The sequence below is a fragment of the Stenotrophomonas sp. Ps181 genome (assembly GCF_025697425.1).
Taxonomy (GTDB): Bacteria; Pseudomonadota; Gammaproteobacteria; order Xanthomonadales; family Xanthomonadaceae; genus Stenotrophomonas; species Stenotrophomonas sepilia.
In genome coordinates, this window is the sequence record NZ_JAHWBI010000003.1 from 26,963 (window position 1) to 43,406 (window position 16,444).

Genomic DNA, 16,444 nt, shown 5'->3' on the forward strand with positions numbered 1-16,444 from the left:
GCCAAAGCTGAAGCCAACGCACAAGCGCAATCGCAACAATGAACGGCGATAATGAGCAGTATTTTTCCGAACCGCCCCCATTCATGAGCCAGACCGCCGAAACCCTTGCCGCGCTTGACGATCGCCTGCGCGGCCTGCTCCGGGACTACGCGCACCGCGAACCCGCCCACGACGCCCTGGCTGCCGAATTCGGCACATTGCTGGATGATCCGGAAGATCCGTTCCGGCGTGAGCGGCTGGCCGGCCACTTCACCGCCAGCTGCTGGCTGGTCAGCGCCGATGAGCAGCGCCTGCTGCTGACCCACCATCGCAAGCTGCAGCGCTGGCTGCAGCTGGGCGGCCACGCCGACGGCGACCGCGACCTGGCCCGGGTGGCGCTGAAGGAAGCCGAGGAAGAGTCCGGCCTGAGCGGCCTGGTGCTGGAAGACCCGGCCATCTTCGATCTGGACAAGCATTGGATTCCGGAGCGCAAGGACGTGCCGGGACACTGGCACTACGACGTGCGCTTCGTGATCCGGGCGCTGGGTGGCGAGGCCTTCGTGCCCAGCGAGGAATCACTGGACCTGGCCTGGCGGCCGGTGACCGAGGTCGCGGCCGACCCGGAGTCGGATGAGTCCATGCAGCGCATGGCGCGCCGCTGGTTGGCACGTTGATGCTCTCGGACGGCTGTGCAGCGTTTGTTGCGGCTCATGCCTGTGGTGAGGCGAAGCAGAATGCGGCACTCGCGATGATCAAGGCTGCATTGCCAGTCATCACATCCATCGACTGGGAGCGCGTGCCATCGCGCCTGGAGGTCCCCGCGGTGGGGCGGGAGCGGCTGGCGCAGGAGTTGAGCGCCATCGCAGATGCTGTTGGCTTGCCAAGCGAGGCAGCGTTGACGGTTGTCCAGGTGGATGGGGCGGTACCTTCGCTGGGCAGCCGCCTGCAGGACTGGCTGGTTCATGCCGACGAGCTGGATTTCGTCGATACGCTGTTCCTGTCGATGGAAGACAGGGTTCTGATCCATTGGGACTTTTACAAGAACCTCCACGCCGTAAGGTTCTGAGGTGTCCCATCCACGCATGGCGTGGATGGCGCGATGCCGGAAGCAATCCGCCGGGTCATGCCCGGCGACGCCTTGCTCAATACAGAATGCGAGTCCGCAGCGTGCCTGGAATCGCGGCCAGCTCGTCGCGCACGGCGGCGGCCTGCGCTTCGCTGGCGGTGATGTCGATCACCACGTAGCCCACCTTCGGGTCGGTGCGCAGGAACTGGCCGTCGATGTTGACGTTGTGGCGCGAGAAGATCTCGTTGACCCTGGACAGCACGCCCGGCACGTTCTGGTGGATGTGCAGCAGGCGCAGGCTGTCTTCGTGTTCGGGCAGGGTCACTTCCGGGAAGTTGACCGCCGACAGGGTGCTGCCGTTGTCGCTGTAGCGCACCAGCTTGGCCGCCACTTCCACGCCGATGTTGTCCTGCGCTTCCAGCGTGCTGCCGCCGACGTGCGGGGTGAGGATCACGTTGTCGTGGCGGGTCAGCGGTGATTCGAAGATATCGCCGTTGCCCTTCGGCTCGACCGGGAACACGTCCAGCGCGGCGCCACCGACGTGGCCGCTGGCCAGGGCCGCGTCCAGCGCATCGATGTCGACCACGGTGCCGCGCGCGGCGTTGATCAGGTGCACGCCCTTGCGCATCTTCGCCAGCTCGGTGCTGCCGATCATCCACTGCGTGGACGGCGTCTCCGGCACGTGCAGGGTGACGATGTCGGCGCGTGCCAGCAGGTCGTCCAGGCTGGCCGCTGCACGGGCGTTACCCAGTGCCAGCTTGGTTTCCACGTCGTGGAAGATCACCTGCATGCCCAGCGATTCGGCGAGCACGCCGACCTGGGTGCCGATGTGGCCGTAACCGATGATGCCCAGCGTCTTGCCGCGCACTTCATGGCTGCCGCTGGCCGACTTCGACCAGCCGCCGCGATGGCATTCGGCGTTCTTCTGCGGGATGCCGCGGGTCAGCATGATCGCCTCGGCGATCACCAGCTCGGCCACGCTGCGGGTGTTGGAATAGGGCGCATTGAACACCGGGATGCCGGCCAGTTCGGCCGCATCCAGGTCGACCTGGTTGGTGCCGATGCAGAAGCAGCCCACCGCGATCAGGCGCTTGGCCTCGGCCAGCACTTCGGCGCTGAGCTGGGTGCGCGAACGGATGCCGACGATGTGCGCCTCGGCGATGCGCGCCTTCAGTTCGTCCTCGGGCAGTGCCTTGGTGTGCGCCTCGATCTGGCTGTAGCCGGCGGCGCTGAACACCTCCACGGCGGTCTGGCTGACCCCCTCCAGCAACAGCACGCGGATATCCTGCTTGGGGAACGAGGTCTTCTTCGGCGACATGGGGCGACACGGCCAGTGGGACAGGGGCTGACCACTATGCCAGATCGCAACGCCCATGGTGCAGTGCGCAATTGGTTGCATCCGTAGCTATCTGCCCGGCTGCGGGGCTGGACGCTGGCGCGTGCCGCTGGCACGCTTGCCCGCTCTTCACGCACCGCGCTGGACCGTCATGACCGATTCCCGCATTGCCTCGCTGCAGCAGGCCTGTCCCGGCCTGAAGCTGAAGACCGACCCGGCCGACCTGGAGCATTACGGGCGCGACTGGACCCGGCGCTGGACGCCTGCGCCGTTGGCGGTCGCACTGCCGGCCACGGTCGAGGAAGTGCAGGCGGTGATGCGCTGGAGTGCCGCCGAGGGCGTGGCGGTGGTGCCGTCGGGCGGCCGCACCGGTCTCTCGGGTGGCGCGGTGGCGGCCAACGGCGAGCTGGTGCTCAGCCTGGAACGGATGAACAAGGCGCTGGCCTACGACGCGGTCGATCGCACCCTGGTGGTGCAGGCCGGCATGCCGTTGGAAGCCGTGCACAACGCCGCGCTGGACCACGGCCTGATCTACCCGGTGGATTTCGCCGCGCGTGGTTCCTGCACGATCGGCGGCAACATCGCCACCAATGCCGGTGGCATCCGCGTGATCCGTTACGGCAACACCCGCGAGTGGATTGCCGGGCTGAAGGTGGTCACCGCCAGCGGCGAACTGCTCGAGCTCAACAAGGGCCTGATCAAGAACTCCAGCGGCTATGACTTCCGCCAGCTGCTGATCGGTTCGGAAGGTACGTTGGGGGTGATCGTCGAGGCGACGGTGAAGCTGACCGATCCGCCGCCGGCCAGCAACGTGATGCTGCTGGCGCTGCCCAGCTTCGAAGTGCTGATGCAGGTGTTCGCCGCGTTCCGCGCGCGGCTGCAGCTGCAGGCCTTCGAATTCTTCACTGATCGCGCGCTGGAGCACGTGCTGGCGCATGGTGCGCAGGCACCGTTCGACGAGGTGCACCCGTATTACGTGGTCACCGAGTTCGCCGCCAACGACGAAGCGCAGGAAGCGGCGGCGATGGCGGCCTTCGAGGATTGCATGGGCAACGGTTGGGTCAGCGACGGTGTGATCAGTGCCAGCGACGCCCAGGCGGCCCAGCTGTGGCGCCTGCGCGAAGGCATCACCGAGTCGCTGGCGCGCTACAAACCTTACAAGAATGATGTCTCGGTGCGGATATCGGCGATGCCGGCGTTCCTGGCCGAGACCCAGGCACTGATCGGGCAGGCCTACCCGCACTTCGACGTGGTCTGGTTCGGCCACATCGGCGACGGCAACCTGCACATCAACGTGCTCAAGCCGGACGACACCAGCGACGCCGACTTCGTGGCGCAGTGCGAGCAGGTGACCAAGCTGCTGGCGCAGGTGCTGGCCCGCTTCGATGGCAGCATCTCGGCCGAGCACGGCATCGGACTGGTCAAGAAGGGCTACCTGGACAGCACCCGCGGCCCCGCCGAGATCGCGCTCATGAAGGCGGTCAAACGCGCGTTCGATCCCCAAGCGCGGCTGAATCCCGGCAAGCTGTTCGACGCCTGAGCCGGGCAAATCCTTCACGCACCCGTTACGCTCCACGCATCCTCACAACCGGCTTCGAACGATGACCCGTCCGCTTCTGCTGCTCGCCCTGCTGTCCCTGCCGCTGGCCGGCTTTGCTTCCAGCTTCGCCGGCACCTCGGCCGGTTCGGCCACCGGTGCTTCCTCCGGCTCCTCGGGCAGCAGCTCGGGCGACGACAAGGTGGTGCAGGCTGCGCGCGACGATGCCGCTGCGTTCGTCGCCAGCGACGGCCAGATCCGTGGTGCCCGCCTGCAGGCCGCGCTGGTCCACCTGCGTGAGCAGAGCGCCACCGCACAGCAGCAGAGCGACCTGGAACTGGCCCGCGCGCTGCTGGCCCGTTGATCCGGCCTTCGGGTAGTGCCGGCCGCTGGCCGGCAACTCCATGACATCTGCACGGAACGCCGCCACGCTTGGCGTGGCTCTACTGCTGATCGCCCACGTCGCGCCCGCAGCCGATCGCCTGCAGCTCGACCCGGCGGGGCTGAGCCCTGCAGAGCAGCAGCTCGCCAGCCAGACCCTGGCCGACGTGCAGTCACTGCTGCCGGAGGGCCTGCGGCGCGCTTTGCCGCCTCAGGTGCAGGTGCGCTGGCGTGATGACCTTCCCGCCGAGGTGCATGGCCGCGCTTTCGCGGGCCGCATCACATTGCGCCGTAACCTGCTGGATGACAGCATGCCCGGCAGCCGCCGTGCGCGCCGCAGCGCATTGGTGCATGAACTGACCCACGTCGCCGACCGTGGCGGTGCGAACTGGTCGCAGAGCATGCGATGGCGTGACCTCGCGGGTTGGCAGCGCAAGCCCTGGCATCTCGGCCGTGGCGACAACGACTTCCGTGACCGCAGTCCCGATGCGTATGAACTGAAGGGCCCGGCCGAGTACCTGGCAGTGAACGCCGAGCATTTCGTGCTCGACAGCGAGTTCGCCTGCCGGCGCCCGGCACTGGCGCAGTGGTACCAGGCCCATTTCGGAACGCCGCCATCGCTGCCGCAGTCGCACTGCGCGAACGCGTTGCCATTGCTGCAGGCCGAATCGGAAGAGGGGGCGGCATCGCTGCTGCAGCTCGACCCCGCGCGTGTCTACGCCGTGGATTACCTGTTCGCCGAAGGCAGCGCCCAGCCGATGAGCCGCTGGGGCCACAGCATGCTGCGATTGGTGATCTGCAGGCCCGGGCGTGCACCGGGGCCGGACTGCCGGCTGGATCTTGAATACCACCGCGTGCTGTCCTTCCGCGCGTTCGTGGGCGACGTACAGATATCCAACTGGCGCGGCTTGACCGGCGGCTACCCGTCGCGGCTGTTCGTGCTGCCGCTGCAGCAGGTGGTGGACGAGTACACCAAGGTCGAACTGCGCGGCCTGCAGTCGCTGCCATTGCGGCTGCAGCGTGATGAGATCGCCAGCCTGCTCGAGCGCACCGCCCAGGTGCACTGGAGCTATGACGGGCGCTATTACTTCGTCAGCAACAACTGTGCGGTGGAGACCGCCAAGCTGCTGCAGGCCGGAGTGCCGCGGCTGGGCGAGGCCGGGCTGGCCCAGCTGAGTCCGCGCGGTCTCAAGCGCCGGCTGGCGCGGCTGGGCATACTCGACGAGCGGGTACTCACGGACCGCAACGCAGCGCAGTCACAGGGCTATTACTTCGCTTCCGCGCGCGACCACTACCAGCAGTTGTTCACAGTGGCGGCGACCCAGCTGAGCTTGCCCGCCCGCGATGTGCGCGGCTGGTTGAAGCTGCCGGCAGAACAACGGGCACCCTGGCTGCTGAAGGGCGACCTGCGCGCCAGTGCCGGCCTGCTGTTGCTGGAACAGGCCGCACAGCGGCGTGCCGAGCTGCGAGCACGCGATGTGCTCAAGCGGCAGTTGCTGGCTGCTGCGGACAGCGCCGAAACCCGTAGCCTGCGCGGCCTGCTGGCGCAGAGTGGGCAGTGGTTGCGCCCGGGGACGCTGCTGCAGGACGGCGGCTATGGGTTGCCGCTGGGCGACGAGCAGGTGCTGCTGTCTGCGGCCGTGGCCACTGCCAGTGCGCAGGCGGTACCGGCATGGCAGGCATTGCGTGTGCAGCTTCGCCAGCAGTTGCCGGCGCGGCAGCGTGAGGAAATGGATGCGATCGACGCCAATCTGGCCGCGCTGGGAGCACACCTGCGCACGCAGGCCGCTGGTCCGGCTACTGGCGCGGCAGTTCGATGACGAAACGGCTGCCGCCGCAGCTGCCGGGCGTGCAGTAGGCACGGCCACCATGTGCATCGGCGATGGCCTTGACCACCGCCAGGCCGAGCCCGCTGCCACCGCCCTGGCGCGAACGTGAGCCGTCGGCGCGCATGAACGGAGTGAAGATGTCGGCGTGCAGTCCGGGATCAATGCCCGGGCCTTCATCCTCGATGGCCACCTGCACATGGCCCGGCGTGTCATGCACGGCGATCCGCACCTTGCCTGGGCTGGCATAGCGACGCGCGTTCTCCAGCAGCGCCAGCAGGGCCTGGCGCAGGCGCGTGGGATCACAGTGCGCGTTGTGTTCCTCGCGGCTGGTTTCCAGTTCCAGCACGAAGCCCGCAGCGCGGAACTGCGGGTCGACCAGCGTCATCACCGAATGCACCTCGGCCACCACGTCGGTGCGTGCGCGACGCACGTCCAGCCGTGCGTTGTCGGACAGGCTCAGTACGCGCAGATCTTCAATCAGGCGGGACAGCCCTTCGACCTGGGCGAGCAGGCTGCGGAACTGCGACTCGTCCGGCTGGAACACGCCCTCGGCCAGTCCCTGCAGGCGGCCGCGCAGGATCGTCACCGGAGTACGCAGCTCATGTGCGATGGCCGCATGCCACATCGCGCGCTCGCTCTCCATGTGCTGCAGGCGGCGCGCCATCGCATTGAAGTCTTCAACCAGGGTCGCCACTTCGCCCGGCGAATTCTCCTCGACGCTGGCGCGCGCCCCAAGGTCACCGCTGGCGAGCGCACGCACGCTGTCCACCAGCGAATTCAACGGCGACAGGATGCGGTGGGCGAGGCGGAACGAGGCGGCGATGGCCAGCGCCAGACCAGTCAGGATCACGCCCACCATCCATGCCAGCTCCGGCCCGGTCGGCAGCCAGCTTTCCGGCTCTTCGGTACTTCCGGGGAAGAACTCGACCAGCACCGCGTACAGCAGCCACGACGAGAGGATCATCATCACGATGACGCCGATCACCATCAGTGACATCGAGACGATGATGTGGCGGCTGAGCCCGGAACGGCGCAGTCGGGCCATCAGCGGTCAGCCATCAACCGGTAGCCGACGCCGCGCACACTGGCCGGAACATTGACCATGCCCACTTCGTCCAGCTTGCGGCGCAGCTTGCTGACATGGCTGTCGACGGTGCGCTCCAGCGCTTCGCTTTCCGGCAGGCATTCGTGCATCAGCTCGCTGCGGCTGAAGATGCGGGTCGGTGCCAGCGCCATGCAGTGCAGCAGCTTGAACTCGGTGAGCGTGAGCAGCACTTCGTGACTGTAGCCTTCGCCCTCCACGTGCACGGCGTGGGTGGCCGAGTCGATCAGCAGCGGGCCGACGCGCAGCGCAGTGGGCGCGTCCACGCGCGAGGCGCGCAGCGTACGCCGCAGCACCGCGCGCACGCGCGCCGCCACCTCGGCCGGGTTGAACGGCTTGACCACGTAGTCGTCGGCACCCATGCGCAGCGCGGTCAGCTTGTCCAGGTCCTGGTCCAGCGCAGTCAGCATGATCACCGGCGTCTCACCACGCTGGCGCAGCTGGGTCAGCACGCTCCAGCCATCCAGGCGTGGCAGCTGTACATCGAGCAGGACCAGGTCGGGGCGGGCGCTGCGATGCAGGTCCAGTGCGCTATGGCCATCGGCCGCGCGCAGCGTGCGCAGTCCTTCGCGTTGCAGGTAGGCGCTGAGAATATCGGCGATCTCGGCCTCATCCTCGACGATCAGGACGAGAGCGGCGAGGGCGGGGGAGGCATGCATGCAGGGGCGGGGCCGTAAGGTGCTTGTCTCCATCGTATCTCCACAGTTCCTCCATCGAAACCCCATCATCGCCACGCACACTGCGCGCTTCAGAACCTATCCGCCGCCCGCGCGGCATTGTGCACAGCAATGAGAACCTTCAGGACTCCGGTCGCGTTGATCGCGGCCCTCGCCCTGGCCATGACGGCCTGCTCCACTCCCGAAGCCACTCCCGAAGCCGCACCGCGTGTCAGCGTGGTCACCGTCGGCCCGCAGGTGGTGCAGCGTGACGACGAACTGCCCGGCCGCGTGGCCGCCGTGCGCACCGCGCAGATCCGTGCGCAGGTGGGCGGCATCGTGCAGCGCCGGCTGTTCGACCAGGGGGCCGAGGTGAGCGCCGGCCAGGCCCTGTTCCAGATCGACCCGGCCGCGTTCCGGGCCGACGTCGATTCGGCACTGGCTGCCCTGCAGCGCAGTGAGGCCGCGCTTGGCCGCAGCCGCGTGCAGTCGCAGCGCCTGCATGCGCTGGCCGCCGCGCAGGCCGTCAGCCAGCAGCATCGCGACGACGCCCACGCCGAATACGAACAGGCCCGCGCCGCAGTCAACGAAGCGCGCGCGATCCTGTCGCGTCGCCAGCTCGACCTGCGCTATGCGACGGTCAGTGCGCCGATTGCCGGCCGTATCGACCAGGCGCTGGTGACCGAAGGTGCGCTGGTCGGCGTGGCCGATGCCGAGCCGATGGCAGTGGTGCAGCAGATCGACCAGGTCTACGTCGATGTGCGCCAACCGGCGGCGCAGCTGGAGTCTCTGCAGCGGACTGCCGCCGGTGGCGGCGAGCGGCCGGTGACGATCATCGGCGCCAGCGGCAAGCCACTGCCCGAACGCGGTCAGCTGCTGTTCTCCGGCATCAATGTCGATGCGCGAACCGGTGATGTCATCCTGCGCATCCTGGTCGACAACCCGCAGCGGAAGCTGCTGCCCGGCATGTATGTGCGTGCAAGAGTGCCACGCGGTGCCCCGGCCAGTGCATTGACCGTGCCACAGCAGGCGCTGCTGCGCAGCGCCGGTGGCCAGGCCTATGCCTGGGTGATCGGCGCCGACGGCAAGGCGGTGATCCGCACGCTGGAAGTGGAGGGCAGTGTTGATCGCCAGTGGCTGGTGCGTTCTGGCCTGAAGGCGGGCGAGAAGGTGGTGGTCGAGGGCCAGGAACGCCTGCAGGAAGGCGTGGTGGTCGATGCGCGCGACTGGCAGATGCCGGTTGCCAGCGCCGGTGCAGTGCAGGCCGGCAGCAAGGGCTGAGCCTGTTCCGGGCCGGTCCCTCCAGGAAAATCCAACATGGCACGTTTCTTCATCGATCGCCCGGTGTTCGCCTGGGTGCTGGCGATCTTCATCATCCTGGCCGGCGCGCTGGCGATCCCACGGCTGGCGGTGGAGCGCTATCCAGCAGTCGCCCCGCCCAGCGTCAGCATCTATGCCAGCTACCCGGGTGCCAGCCCGCAGACGCTGAATGATGCAGTGGTTGGCCTGATCGAGCGCGAGCTGTCCAGTGTCAAGCACCTGCTGTACTTCGAGTCGTCGGTGGACACGTCCGGCGAAGCGTCGATCACTGCCACCTTCAAGCCCGGCACCAATCCGGAGCTGGCGCAGGTGGACGTGCAGAACCGGATCAAGGCGATCGAACCACGGCTGCCGCGCAGCGTGCGCCAGAACGGCCTGTTCGTGGAGGCCGCTGATTCCGGCTTCCTGATGCTGGTCGGCCTGCGTTCGCCCGATGCCAGCGTCAGCGAGGCCGCGCTGGGCGACTTCATGGCGCGCAACATCATCGAAGAGCTGCGCCGTATCGATGGCGTCGGCCGCGTGCAGTTGTTCGGTGCCGAGCAGGCGATGCGCGTGTGGCTGGACCCGACCCGGTTGACCGGCTACGGCCTGACCATGGGCGATGTGGCAACCGCCATCGAGCAGCAGAACCTGGAGATTTCGCCAGGACGCATTGGTGATTCGCCGGGTGTTCCAGGCCAGCGCATCACCGTGCCGCTCAGCGCCGACGGTCAGTTGTCTACGCCGGAACAGTTCGCGGCGATCGTACTGCGTGCCGGCGCCGACGGTTCACGGGTGGTGCTGGGTGATGTCGCCCGCGTCGAGCTGGGCGCGCAGAGCTATGCCTGGGGCACCCGCGAGGATGGTCATCCTGCCACCGCCGCCGGCGTGCAGCTGCGCCCGGGCGCGAACGCGGTGCGTACCGCTGCGGCGGTGCGTGAACGCATGGCTGAGCTGGCACCGCTGCTGCCGCGCGGGGTGGAAGCGAGCATCCCGTTCGACACCGCGCCGTTCGTGAAGATCTCGATCCAGAAGGTGGTGCAGACGCTGCTGGAGGCGATGCTGCTGGTGTTCGCGGTGATGTACCTGTTCCTGCAGAACTGGCGCTACACGCTGATTCCAGCGCTGGTCGCACCGATCGCACTGCTGGGCACCTTCGCGGTGATGCTGGCCCTGGGCTTCTCGATCAACGTGCTGACCATGTTCGGCATGGTGCTGGCGATCGGCATCATCGTCGACGACGCGATCGTGGTGGTCGAGGGCGTGGAACGGATCATGGCCGAGGAGGGCCTGCCGCCGCGCGAGGCCACCATCAAGGCGATGCGTGAACTGACCGGCGCAGTGATCGGCATTACCCTGGTGCTGACTGCGGTGTTCATCCCGATGGCGTTTGCCAGTGGTTCGGTGGGCGCGATCTACCGCCAGTTCACCGTGGCGATGGCGGTGTCGATCCTGTTCTCGGCGCTGCTGGCCCTGAGCCTGACGCCGGCGCTGTGCGGGACCCTGCTGCGCCAGGCCACCCACGGCCATCGCGGTCGCGGCGGGCTGTTCGGCGCCTTCAACCGGGGCTTCGAGCGGATGACCGGGCGTTACCAGCGTGGTGTGGCGTCGCTGCTGCAGCGGAGCGGGCGGGTGATGGGCGTGTTCGCCGCACTGGTGGCGGCATTGCTGCTGGGCCTGCACTGGCTGCCGGGTGCATTCCTGCCGGAAGAAGACCAGGGCTACTTCATGACCTCGATCCAGCTGCCGGCCGAGGCGACGGCCGAGCGTACGCTGGCCGTGGTCGAAGCCTACGAACGGCACGTGGCCTCGCGCCCGGGCATCGGCTCCAACCAGTCGATCCTCGGCTACAGCTTTTCCGGTTCCGGCCCGAGTGCGGCGCTGACCTACACCATGCTGAAGGACTGGGGTGAGCGCGCAGGCGCAACCGCGGCCGGTGAGGTGGAGGCCGCGCAGAAGGCGATGGCCACGATTGCCGAGGGCGAGGTGATGAGCGTGATGCCGCCGGCCATCGACAGCCTGGGGCGCTCGTCCGGGTTCTCGCTGGCCCTGCAGGCGCGCACCGGGCAGAGCCAGTCCGAACTGCGTGCGGCCCTGCAGCAGCTGCTGAAGCTGGCCGAGGCCAGTCCGCTGCTGTCGGAGGTGCATGCCGATGGCCTGCCGGCAGGTACCAGCGTGCGGCTGGACATCGACCGCGCCAAGGCCGAGGCGATGGGCGTGGGGTTCGAGCAGATCAGCAGTACGCTGTCTGCGGCGATGGGCTCGCAGTACGTCAACGATTTCCCCAGCAAGGGGCGGCTGCAGCAGGTGATCCTGCAGGCCGATGCGCCGCACCGGATGGAGCTGGAAGACGTGCTGAAGCTGTACGTGCGCAACAGCGAGGGCGGCATGGTGGCGTTGTCGGAACTGGTGACGCCGTACTGGACCGAGGCGCCGCTGCAGCTTCAGCGCTATCTCGGCTTCCCGGCATTGAACCTGTCCGGCGCACCGGCCTCCGGCGTATCGACCGGCCAGGCCATGGCGGAGATGGAGCGGTTGGCGGAGAAGCTGCCGTCCGGCTTCGCCCTGCAGTGGACCAGCCAGTCGCTGCAGGAGCGTGAGTCGGGGGCGCAGGCGCCGTGGCTGTTGCTGCTGTCGATGCTGGTGGTGTTCCTGGTGCTGGCGGCACTGTACGAGAGCTGGTCGATTCCGTTGGCGGTGCTGCTGGTGGTGCCACTGGGCCTGCTTGGCGCGGTCGCCGCGGTGCTGTTGCGGGGCATGCCCAACGACGTGTTCTTCAAGGTCGGGATGATCACCGTGATCGGGCTGTCGGCGAAGAACGCGATCCTCATCGTCGAATTCGCGCGCCAGCTGCAGCAGCAGGGTCGCGGCCTGGTTGAAGCAGCGCTGGAGGCAGCGCGGCTGCGACTGCGGCCGATCGTGATGACCTCGCTGGCATTCGCGCTGGGCGTGGTGCCGCTGATGCTGGCGCAGGGCGCGTCGAAGGAAACCCAGCAGGCGATTGGAACCGGTGTGTTCGGCGGCATGGTCAGTGCGACCGTGCTGGCCGTGTTCTTCGTGCCGGTCTTCTATGTAGTGGTGCAGGGCGCGCGGCAGTGGATCGCGCAACGCCTGCGCAGGCGCCGGCCGATGCCGGGAGGAACCGTGGATGGAACGGAACATCGTTGAAGATCTGCATGAGCAGCAGTTGCTGGCGCTGGAGCAGCGCCTGTGCGCAGCGCTGCTGGAGAACAATCACGATGCGCTGGCCGCGCTGGTATCGCCGGCCTTGTTCATGATGGACGGCCACGGCGGCCGCATGCTCGAGCTGCCGTGGCTGGGCGATTGGCTGGCGGGTAGCCTGCAGGTGCGAGGCCTGCAATTGCACGCAGCTGAAACGCTGCTGTGTGGTCGCCTGGCACTGCTGTCCAGCGACGTACGGATGTCGGTCTGGCAGCAGGGCCGCGAGCGCGAAGTGAAGCTGCGCCTGTTGCGGGTCTGGACCTGCAGTTCCGGCGGCAGTGGCGCGCAGCTGCTGTCGATGGCGGTGCTGGCCGCATGAGTGCGGTCAGGCCGTTTTCAGGCCCTGCTCACCACGAGGTGGTAGGGTCGAGCATTCCTGTAGTGTCGACAAGGAGTCGAGCCATGCGTGTAGTTCCCAGTCTGTTGGCAGCCTCCCTGGGGTTGGTCCTGGCCGCGTGCCAGCCGGCCCAGGCACCCGCGGCGGGCAGCAATGACGCCCCGCCTGCCACGCCGCAGCCGAGCGCCAACACGGAAGGTGGCAGCGAGACCGCCTACCAGTGTGGTGATCTGAGTGTGGGCGCGACATTCAATGGCGAGGATGCTGCCACGCTGGTGATCGGCGAGCGTAGCTTCGCCATGACCTCCGAGCGCGCGGCATCCGGCGCCAAGTACAGCGATGGCCTTGGCAACAGCTTCTGGACCAGGGGCAGCAATGATGGCCTGCTGAGCCTGAAGGGCGAACCGGATCGCGAGTGCCATGCGGTGGAAGCTACCGAAGGCGATGGCAGCGCCGGCAATGCCGCGTTCCGTGCCACCGGCAATGAACCTGGATGGCTTGCAGTCGTCGATGGCGATATGCCGGGCCTGCAGGTGGAAGTTGACTATGGCGAGCGCCGCTTCGACGTGGCCAAACCCACCCAGGGCGCTGATGGATGGAGCGGGAAGGCGTCCGACGGCACCGACGTCAAGCTCAGCTTCCAGCGCACCACCTGCCAGGATGACATGAGCGGCGAGACATTCGAGGCCAAGGCGATGCTGGCTGTCGGTACCCGCCAGTACCATGGCTGCGGCAACTTCGGTGCGAAACAGCCGTAAGTTACCTGTAGAGCCGAGCCCACGCGCGGCTGCAGTAGCTGTCCAGCCCACAGCAGCCGAGCGTGGGCTCGGCTCTACACAACCGCTGCCACCGATGATCCGTCCGCTGCCTGCGGCGAACACGCCGCAGGCAGGGAGCGGCAGGCGATCGGCGCAGGGTGCTCAGTCGGCACGGCCGGCGAATTCACCGGTGGCGGTGTTCACCAGCACGCGCTCGCCGTTGACGATGTACTCCGGCACCATGATCTCGATGCCGGTGTTGAGCTTGGCCGGCTTCGGGCGCTTGGTGGCGGTGCCACCCTTCAGTTCCGGCGGCGTCTCGATCACTTCCAGCACCACGGAGGCCGGCAGCTGGATCGCCACCGGCTGCTCGTCGATCACCTGCACGTAGATGCCGGTCAGGCCGTCGGTGATGTAGCCGGCGTCGTCGCCGATCACGTCCGCGTCCAGGGTGTAGGGGGTGTAGTCCTCGTCATCGAGGAACACGAAGGCATCGCCGTCCTTGTACGAATAGGTGGACTGGCGGCGCAGCAGTTCGACCTCGACCAGGTTGTCGTCGGCATCGAAGCTGGCGTCGAGCTTGTTGCCGCCCGGCACGCTGTACATGATGAAGCGGAAGCGGACGTTGCCGCCGCGACCCTGCGGCGAGCTGCGCTCGATGTCGCGGATCTGGTACACGCCGTTGTTGTACTCGACGACGTTGCCCTTCTTGATGTCGTTGGCTTTCATGGTGATCTAGGTCGTTGGGGGAGGGCGCCGTCCCGGCGCCCGGGGGAATCACTTCGGAGCGAGGCGGGTAGCGCCGTCCAGGCGGATGGTCTCGCCATTGAGGTAGGTGTTGCCAAGGATGAAGCCGACCAGGCTGGCGAAGTCTTCCGGCTTGCCCAGGCGCGGCGGGAACGGGATCGAGGCGGCCAGCGACTGCTGCACGGCTTCGGGCATGCCATCGACCATCGGCGTCCAGAATACGCCTGGGGCGATGGTGTTGACGCGGATGCCGAAGCGCGACAGTTCGCGTGCCATCGGCAGCGTCATCGACACCACGCCGCCCTTGCTGGCGGCATACGCGGCCTGGCCGATCTGGCCTTCATAGGCGGCGATGCTGGCGGTGTTGATGATCACACCGCGCTCGCCGTCGGTGCCGGCTTCATTGTGCTGCATGCGGTTGGCCGCGGCCTTGGCGACGTTGAAGCTGCCGACCAGGTTGACCATCACCGTGCCCTGGAAGCCGGCCAGCGGCATCGGGCCTTCCTTGCCGAGCACGCGACCGGCGCCGAGGATGCCGGCGCAGTTCATCGCCACGTTCAGGCCGCCGAGGAAATCGTGGGCCTGGTCGATGGCTGCAGCCACGGCCGCCTCATCGCTGACGTTGACATTGAAATAGCGGGCCTTGTCGGCACCCAGCCCGGCAACGGCAGCTGCACCCTTGTCGTCGTTGAGGTCGAACAGGGCCACCTTGCCGCCCTGGGCGACGAGGTGCTGGGCCACGGCCAGGCCGAGGCCGGAGACGCCGCCAGTGATCACGGCACGTACGGAAGACAGCTGCATTGCACGGTCCTGCTGGTTCGAGAACCGCCGATTCTAACGGAAGCGGCGACGTCGCCGTTGTGCACTGCGCCGCCGCAGCAGGGCGGCGCAGCGCGACGGTCAACCTGCGGCGGCCAGCGCCTGCCCGGTGCGGCTGGCGGTGGCGCGACCGAGCAGGCCAGCCAGCCAGCGGCCGGTCTCGGCCAGTGCCGGCAGGTCCACGCCGCTGTCCAGGCCCAGGCCCTGCAGCAGGTAGACCACGTCTTCGCTGGCGACGTTGCCGCTGGCACCCTTGGCATACGGGCAGCCACCGGCGCCGGACACGGCGCTGTCGACCACGCGCACGCCTTCTTCCAGGCAGGTGGCGATGTTGGCGATGGCCTGGCCGTAGGTGTCGTGGAAGTGCACGGCCAAGGCTTCCATCGGAATCTCGGCCGCCACCGCCTGCAGCATCGCCCGTGCCTTGCGCGGGGTGCCGACGCCGATGGTGTCGCCCAGCGAGATTTCGTAACAGCCCATCTGGTGCAGCGCGCGCGCCACGCGCACCACGTCGGCCAGCGGCACCTCGCCCTGGTAGGGGCAACCGAGCACGGTGGAGACGTAGCCGCGCACGCGCACGCCATCGGCGGCTGCGCGGCGCAGGATCGGCTCGAACCGGGCCAGCGACGCGTCGATGCTGGCATTGGTATTGGTGCGGTTGAACGCCTCGGACGCGGCAGTGAACACCGCCACCTCCTCGACGCCGACCGCTCGGGCGCGGTCGTAGCCCTGTTCGTTCGGCACCAGTACCGGGTAGTGGATGCCGGGGCGGCGCTGGATGCCGGCGTAGACCTCGGCGGCATCGGCCAGCTGCGGAATCCACTTCGGGCTGACGAAGCTGGTCGCCTCGATGCTGCGCAGGCCGGTGGCCGACAGGCGGTTGATCAGTTCGATCTTGTCGGCGGTGGACACCAACTGCTTTTCGTTCTGCAGGCCATCACGCGGGCCGACCTCGACAATGCGGACGTAATCGCTCATGCGGCTGTCCCATCGGCGGGGCGGTGGCAGACCGCCTCGATGTTGTTGCCGTCCGGGTCGAGCACGAAGGCGGCGTAGTAATCCGGGTGGTACCACGGGCGCAGGCCCGGGGCGCCGTTGTCGCGGCCACCGGCGGCGAGGGCGGCGGCGTGGAAGGCGTCCACCTGCGCGCGGCTGGCGCAGGCGAAGGCCACGTGCACGCCGTGACTGGCGGTGCCGCCATTGCCGAGCCAGAAGAACGGCTTGCCGTCGCTGCCGAAGCCGATGTGGTCGTGGTCGCCGGTCTGTTCGGCGCTCACTTCCATCACCACGCCGATCTGCAGCGGCGCCAGTGCCTGCAGGAAGAAGGTCCTGCTGCGCGCCAGGTCGGCGCTGGTCAAACCAAGATGATCGAGCAT

General features: G+C 67.7%; 16 protein-coding genes. 9 read left to right on the forward strand and 7 right to left on the reverse strand.

Going from position 1 to position 16,444, the window contains the following annotated elements:
- Positions 1-38: 38 nt before the first annotated feature.
- Entirely contained in the window at positions 39-653 is a 615-nt protein-coding gene (locus KXV01_RS07085) for an NUDIX hydrolase (RefSeq protein ID WP_080352975.1), read from the forward strand.
- On the forward strand, positions 653-1,045 hold the full coding sequence (locus KXV01_RS07090) for a hypothetical protein (protein WP_099485329.1): 393 nt from the start codon (positions 653-655) through the stop codon (positions 1,043-1,045). The genes KXV01_RS07085 and KXV01_RS07090 overlap by 1 nt, the downstream gene beginning before the upstream one ends.
- A 76-nt stretch (positions 1,046-1,121) precedes the next feature.
- On the opposite strand, the gene serA is transcribed toward KXV01_RS07090, so the two are convergent.
- Complete coding sequence (serA, locus tag KXV01_RS07095; RefSeq protein WP_049441186.1) at positions 1,122-2,363, reverse strand: phosphoglycerate dehydrogenase; 1,242 nt, start codon at positions 2,361-2,363, stop codon at positions 1,122-1,124.
- Positions 2,364-2,532: 169 nt separating this feature from the next.
- Here serA and KXV01_RS07100 point away from each other — a divergent pair, with 169 nt between their 5' ends.
- The 3 genes from KXV01_RS07100 (at position 2,533) to KXV01_RS07110 (ending at position 6,119) form a co-directional block, all read left to right on the forward strand.
- Positions 2,533-3,921 carry an FAD-binding oxidoreductase gene (locus KXV01_RS07100; RefSeq protein ID WP_099485330.1) on the forward strand — a complete coding sequence of 463 codons (1,389 nt, stop codon included), beginning with the start codon at positions 2,533-2,535 and terminating at the stop codon, positions 3,919-3,921.
- 61 nt (positions 3,922-3,982) lie between these two features.
- Positions 3,983-4,282 (forward strand): DUF2388 domain-containing protein, encoded by a 300-nt coding sequence (locus KXV01_RS07105; RefSeq protein ID WP_099495369.1) that lies wholly within the window; start codon positions 3,983-3,985, stop codon positions 4,280-4,282.
- 40 nt (positions 4,283-4,322) lie between these two features.
- Positions 4,323-6,119, forward strand: coding sequence for a DUF4105 domain-containing protein (locus KXV01_RS07110; protein WP_263467635.1), 1,797 nt, complete (start codon positions 4,323-4,325; stop codon positions 6,117-6,119).
- Here KXV01_RS07110 and KXV01_RS07115 read toward each other — a convergent pair.
- Together KXV01_RS07115 and KXV01_RS07120 are read right to left on the reverse strand one after the other, a co-directional pair.
- Positions 6,097-7,173 carry an ATP-binding protein gene (locus KXV01_RS07115; protein WP_049413288.1) on the reverse strand — a complete coding sequence of 359 codons (1,077 nt, stop codon included), beginning with the start codon at positions 7,171-7,173 and terminating at the stop codon, positions 6,097-6,099. The genes KXV01_RS07110 and KXV01_RS07115 overlap by 23 nt on opposite strands.
- Complete coding sequence (locus KXV01_RS07120) at positions 7,173-7,889, reverse strand: response regulator (RefSeq protein WP_099495370.1); 717 nt, start codon at positions 7,887-7,889, stop codon at positions 7,173-7,175. Before KXV01_RS07120 ends, KXV01_RS07115 begins: the two co-directional genes overlap by 1 nt.
- Positions 7,890-8,018: 129 nt before the next feature.
- Here KXV01_RS07120 and KXV01_RS07125 point away from each other — a divergent pair, with 129 nt between their 5' ends.
- The 4 genes from KXV01_RS07125 (at position 8,019) to KXV01_RS07140 (ending at position 13,502) form a co-directional block, all read left to right on the forward strand.
- Positions 8,019-9,167 carry an efflux RND transporter periplasmic adaptor subunit gene (locus tag KXV01_RS07125; protein WP_099487504.1) on the forward strand — a complete coding sequence of 383 codons (1,149 nt, stop codon included), beginning with the start codon at positions 8,019-8,021 and terminating at the stop codon, positions 9,165-9,167.
- 36 nt (positions 9,168-9,203) lie between these two features.
- Positions 9,204-12,353, forward strand: a complete 3,150-nt coding sequence (locus KXV01_RS07130) for a multidrug efflux RND transporter permease subunit (protein WP_099487502.1) — start codon at positions 9,204-9,206, stop codon at positions 12,351-12,353.
- On the forward strand, positions 12,334-12,726 hold the full coding sequence (locus tag KXV01_RS07135; protein ID WP_049415518.1) for a nuclear transport factor 2 family protein: 393 nt from the start codon (positions 12,334-12,336) through the stop codon (positions 12,724-12,726). Before KXV01_RS07130 ends, KXV01_RS07135 begins: the two co-directional genes overlap by 20 nt.
- An 83-nt stretch (positions 12,727-12,809) precedes the next feature.
- Positions 12,810-13,502: an MliC family protein gene (locus tag KXV01_RS07140; RefSeq protein ID WP_099487500.1), complete on the forward strand. Its 693-nt coding sequence runs from the start codon at positions 12,810-12,812 to the stop codon at positions 13,500-13,502.
- Positions 13,503-13,664: 162 nt separating this feature from the next.
- Here KXV01_RS07140 and yeiP read toward each other — a convergent pair whose 3' ends face one another.
- From yeiP to KXV01_RS07160, 4 genes are all read right to left on the reverse strand, one after another.
- Positions 13,665-14,231, reverse strand: a complete 567-nt coding sequence (yeiP, locus tag KXV01_RS07145; RefSeq protein WP_005409468.1) for an elongation factor P-like protein YeiP — start codon at positions 14,229-14,231, stop codon at positions 13,665-13,667.
- 48 nt (positions 14,232-14,279) lie between these two features.
- Positions 14,280-15,050 (reverse strand): SDR family oxidoreductase, encoded by a 771-nt coding sequence (locus KXV01_RS07150; protein WP_099487498.1) that lies wholly within the window; start codon positions 15,048-15,050, stop codon positions 14,280-14,282.
- 99 nt (positions 15,051-15,149) lie between these two features.
- The gene (locus tag KXV01_RS07155; protein ID WP_263467636.1) at positions 15,150-16,046 is read right to left on the reverse strand and encodes a hydroxymethylglutaryl-CoA lyase; all 897 of its coding nucleotides are present in this window, start codon (positions 16,044-16,046) and stop codon (positions 15,150-15,152) included.
- The gene (locus KXV01_RS07160) at positions 16,043-16,444 is read right to left on the reverse strand and encodes a VOC family protein (protein ID WP_164284484.1); all 402 of its coding nucleotides are present in this window, start codon (positions 16,442-16,444) and stop codon (positions 16,043-16,045) included. The genes KXV01_RS07155 and KXV01_RS07160 overlap by 4 nt, the downstream gene beginning before the upstream one ends.

Bases quoted from the DNA above. Each gene is read 5' to 3' on its own strand.
- KXV01_RS07085 (WP_080352975.1), top strand. From the start codon at position 39: ATGAACGGCGATAATGAGCAGTATTTTTCCGAACCGCCCCCATTCATG.
- KXV01_RS07090 (WP_099485329.1), top strand. From the start codon at position 653: ATGCTCTCGGACGGCTGTGCAGCGTTTGTTGCGGCTCATGCCTGTGGT.
- serA (WP_049441186.1), bottom strand. From the start codon at position 2,363: ATGTCGCCGAAGAAGACCTCGTTCCCCAAGCAGGATATCCGCGTGCTG.
- KXV01_RS07100 (WP_099485330.1), top strand. From the start codon at position 2,533: ATGACCGATTCCCGCATTGCCTCGCTGCAGCAGGCCTGTCCCGGCCTG.
- KXV01_RS07105 (WP_099495369.1), top strand. From the start codon at position 3,983: ATGACCCGTCCGCTTCTGCTGCTCGCCCTGCTGTCCCTGCCGCTGGCC.
- KXV01_RS07110 (WP_263467635.1), top strand. From the start codon at position 4,323: ATGACATCTGCACGGAACGCCGCCACGCTTGGCGTGGCTCTACTGCTG.
- KXV01_RS07115 (WP_049413288.1), bottom strand. From the start codon at position 7,173: ATGGCCCGACTGCGCCGTTCCGGGCTCAGCCGCCACATCATCGTCTCG.
- KXV01_RS07120 (WP_099495370.1), bottom strand. From the start codon at position 7,889: ATGCATGCCTCCCCCGCCCTCGCCGCTCTCGTCCTGATCGTCGAGGAT.
- KXV01_RS07125 (WP_099487504.1), top strand. From the start codon at position 8,019: ATGAGAACCTTCAGGACTCCGGTCGCGTTGATCGCGGCCCTCGCCCTG.
- KXV01_RS07130 (WP_099487502.1), top strand. From the start codon at position 9,204: ATGGCACGTTTCTTCATCGATCGCCCGGTGTTCGCCTGGGTGCTGGCG.
- KXV01_RS07135 (WP_049415518.1), top strand. From the start codon at position 12,334: ATGGAACGGAACATCGTTGAAGATCTGCATGAGCAGCAGTTGCTGGCG.
- KXV01_RS07140 (WP_099487500.1), top strand. From the start codon at position 12,810: ATGCGTGTAGTTCCCAGTCTGTTGGCAGCCTCCCTGGGGTTGGTCCTG.
- yeiP (WP_005409468.1), bottom strand. From the start codon at position 14,231: ATGAAAGCCAACGACATCAAGAAGGGCAACGTCGTCGAGTACAACAAC.
- KXV01_RS07150 (WP_099487498.1), bottom strand. From the start codon at position 15,050: ATGCAGCTGTCTTCCGTACGTGCCGTGATCACTGGCGGCGTCTCCGGC.
- KXV01_RS07155 (WP_263467636.1), bottom strand. From the start codon at position 16,046: ATGAGCGATTACGTCCGCATTGTCGAGGTCGGCCCGCGTGATGGCCTG.
- KXV01_RS07160 (WP_164284484.1), bottom strand. From the start codon at position 16,444: ATGCTCGATCATCTTGGTTTGACCAGCGCCGACCTGGCGCGCAGCAGG.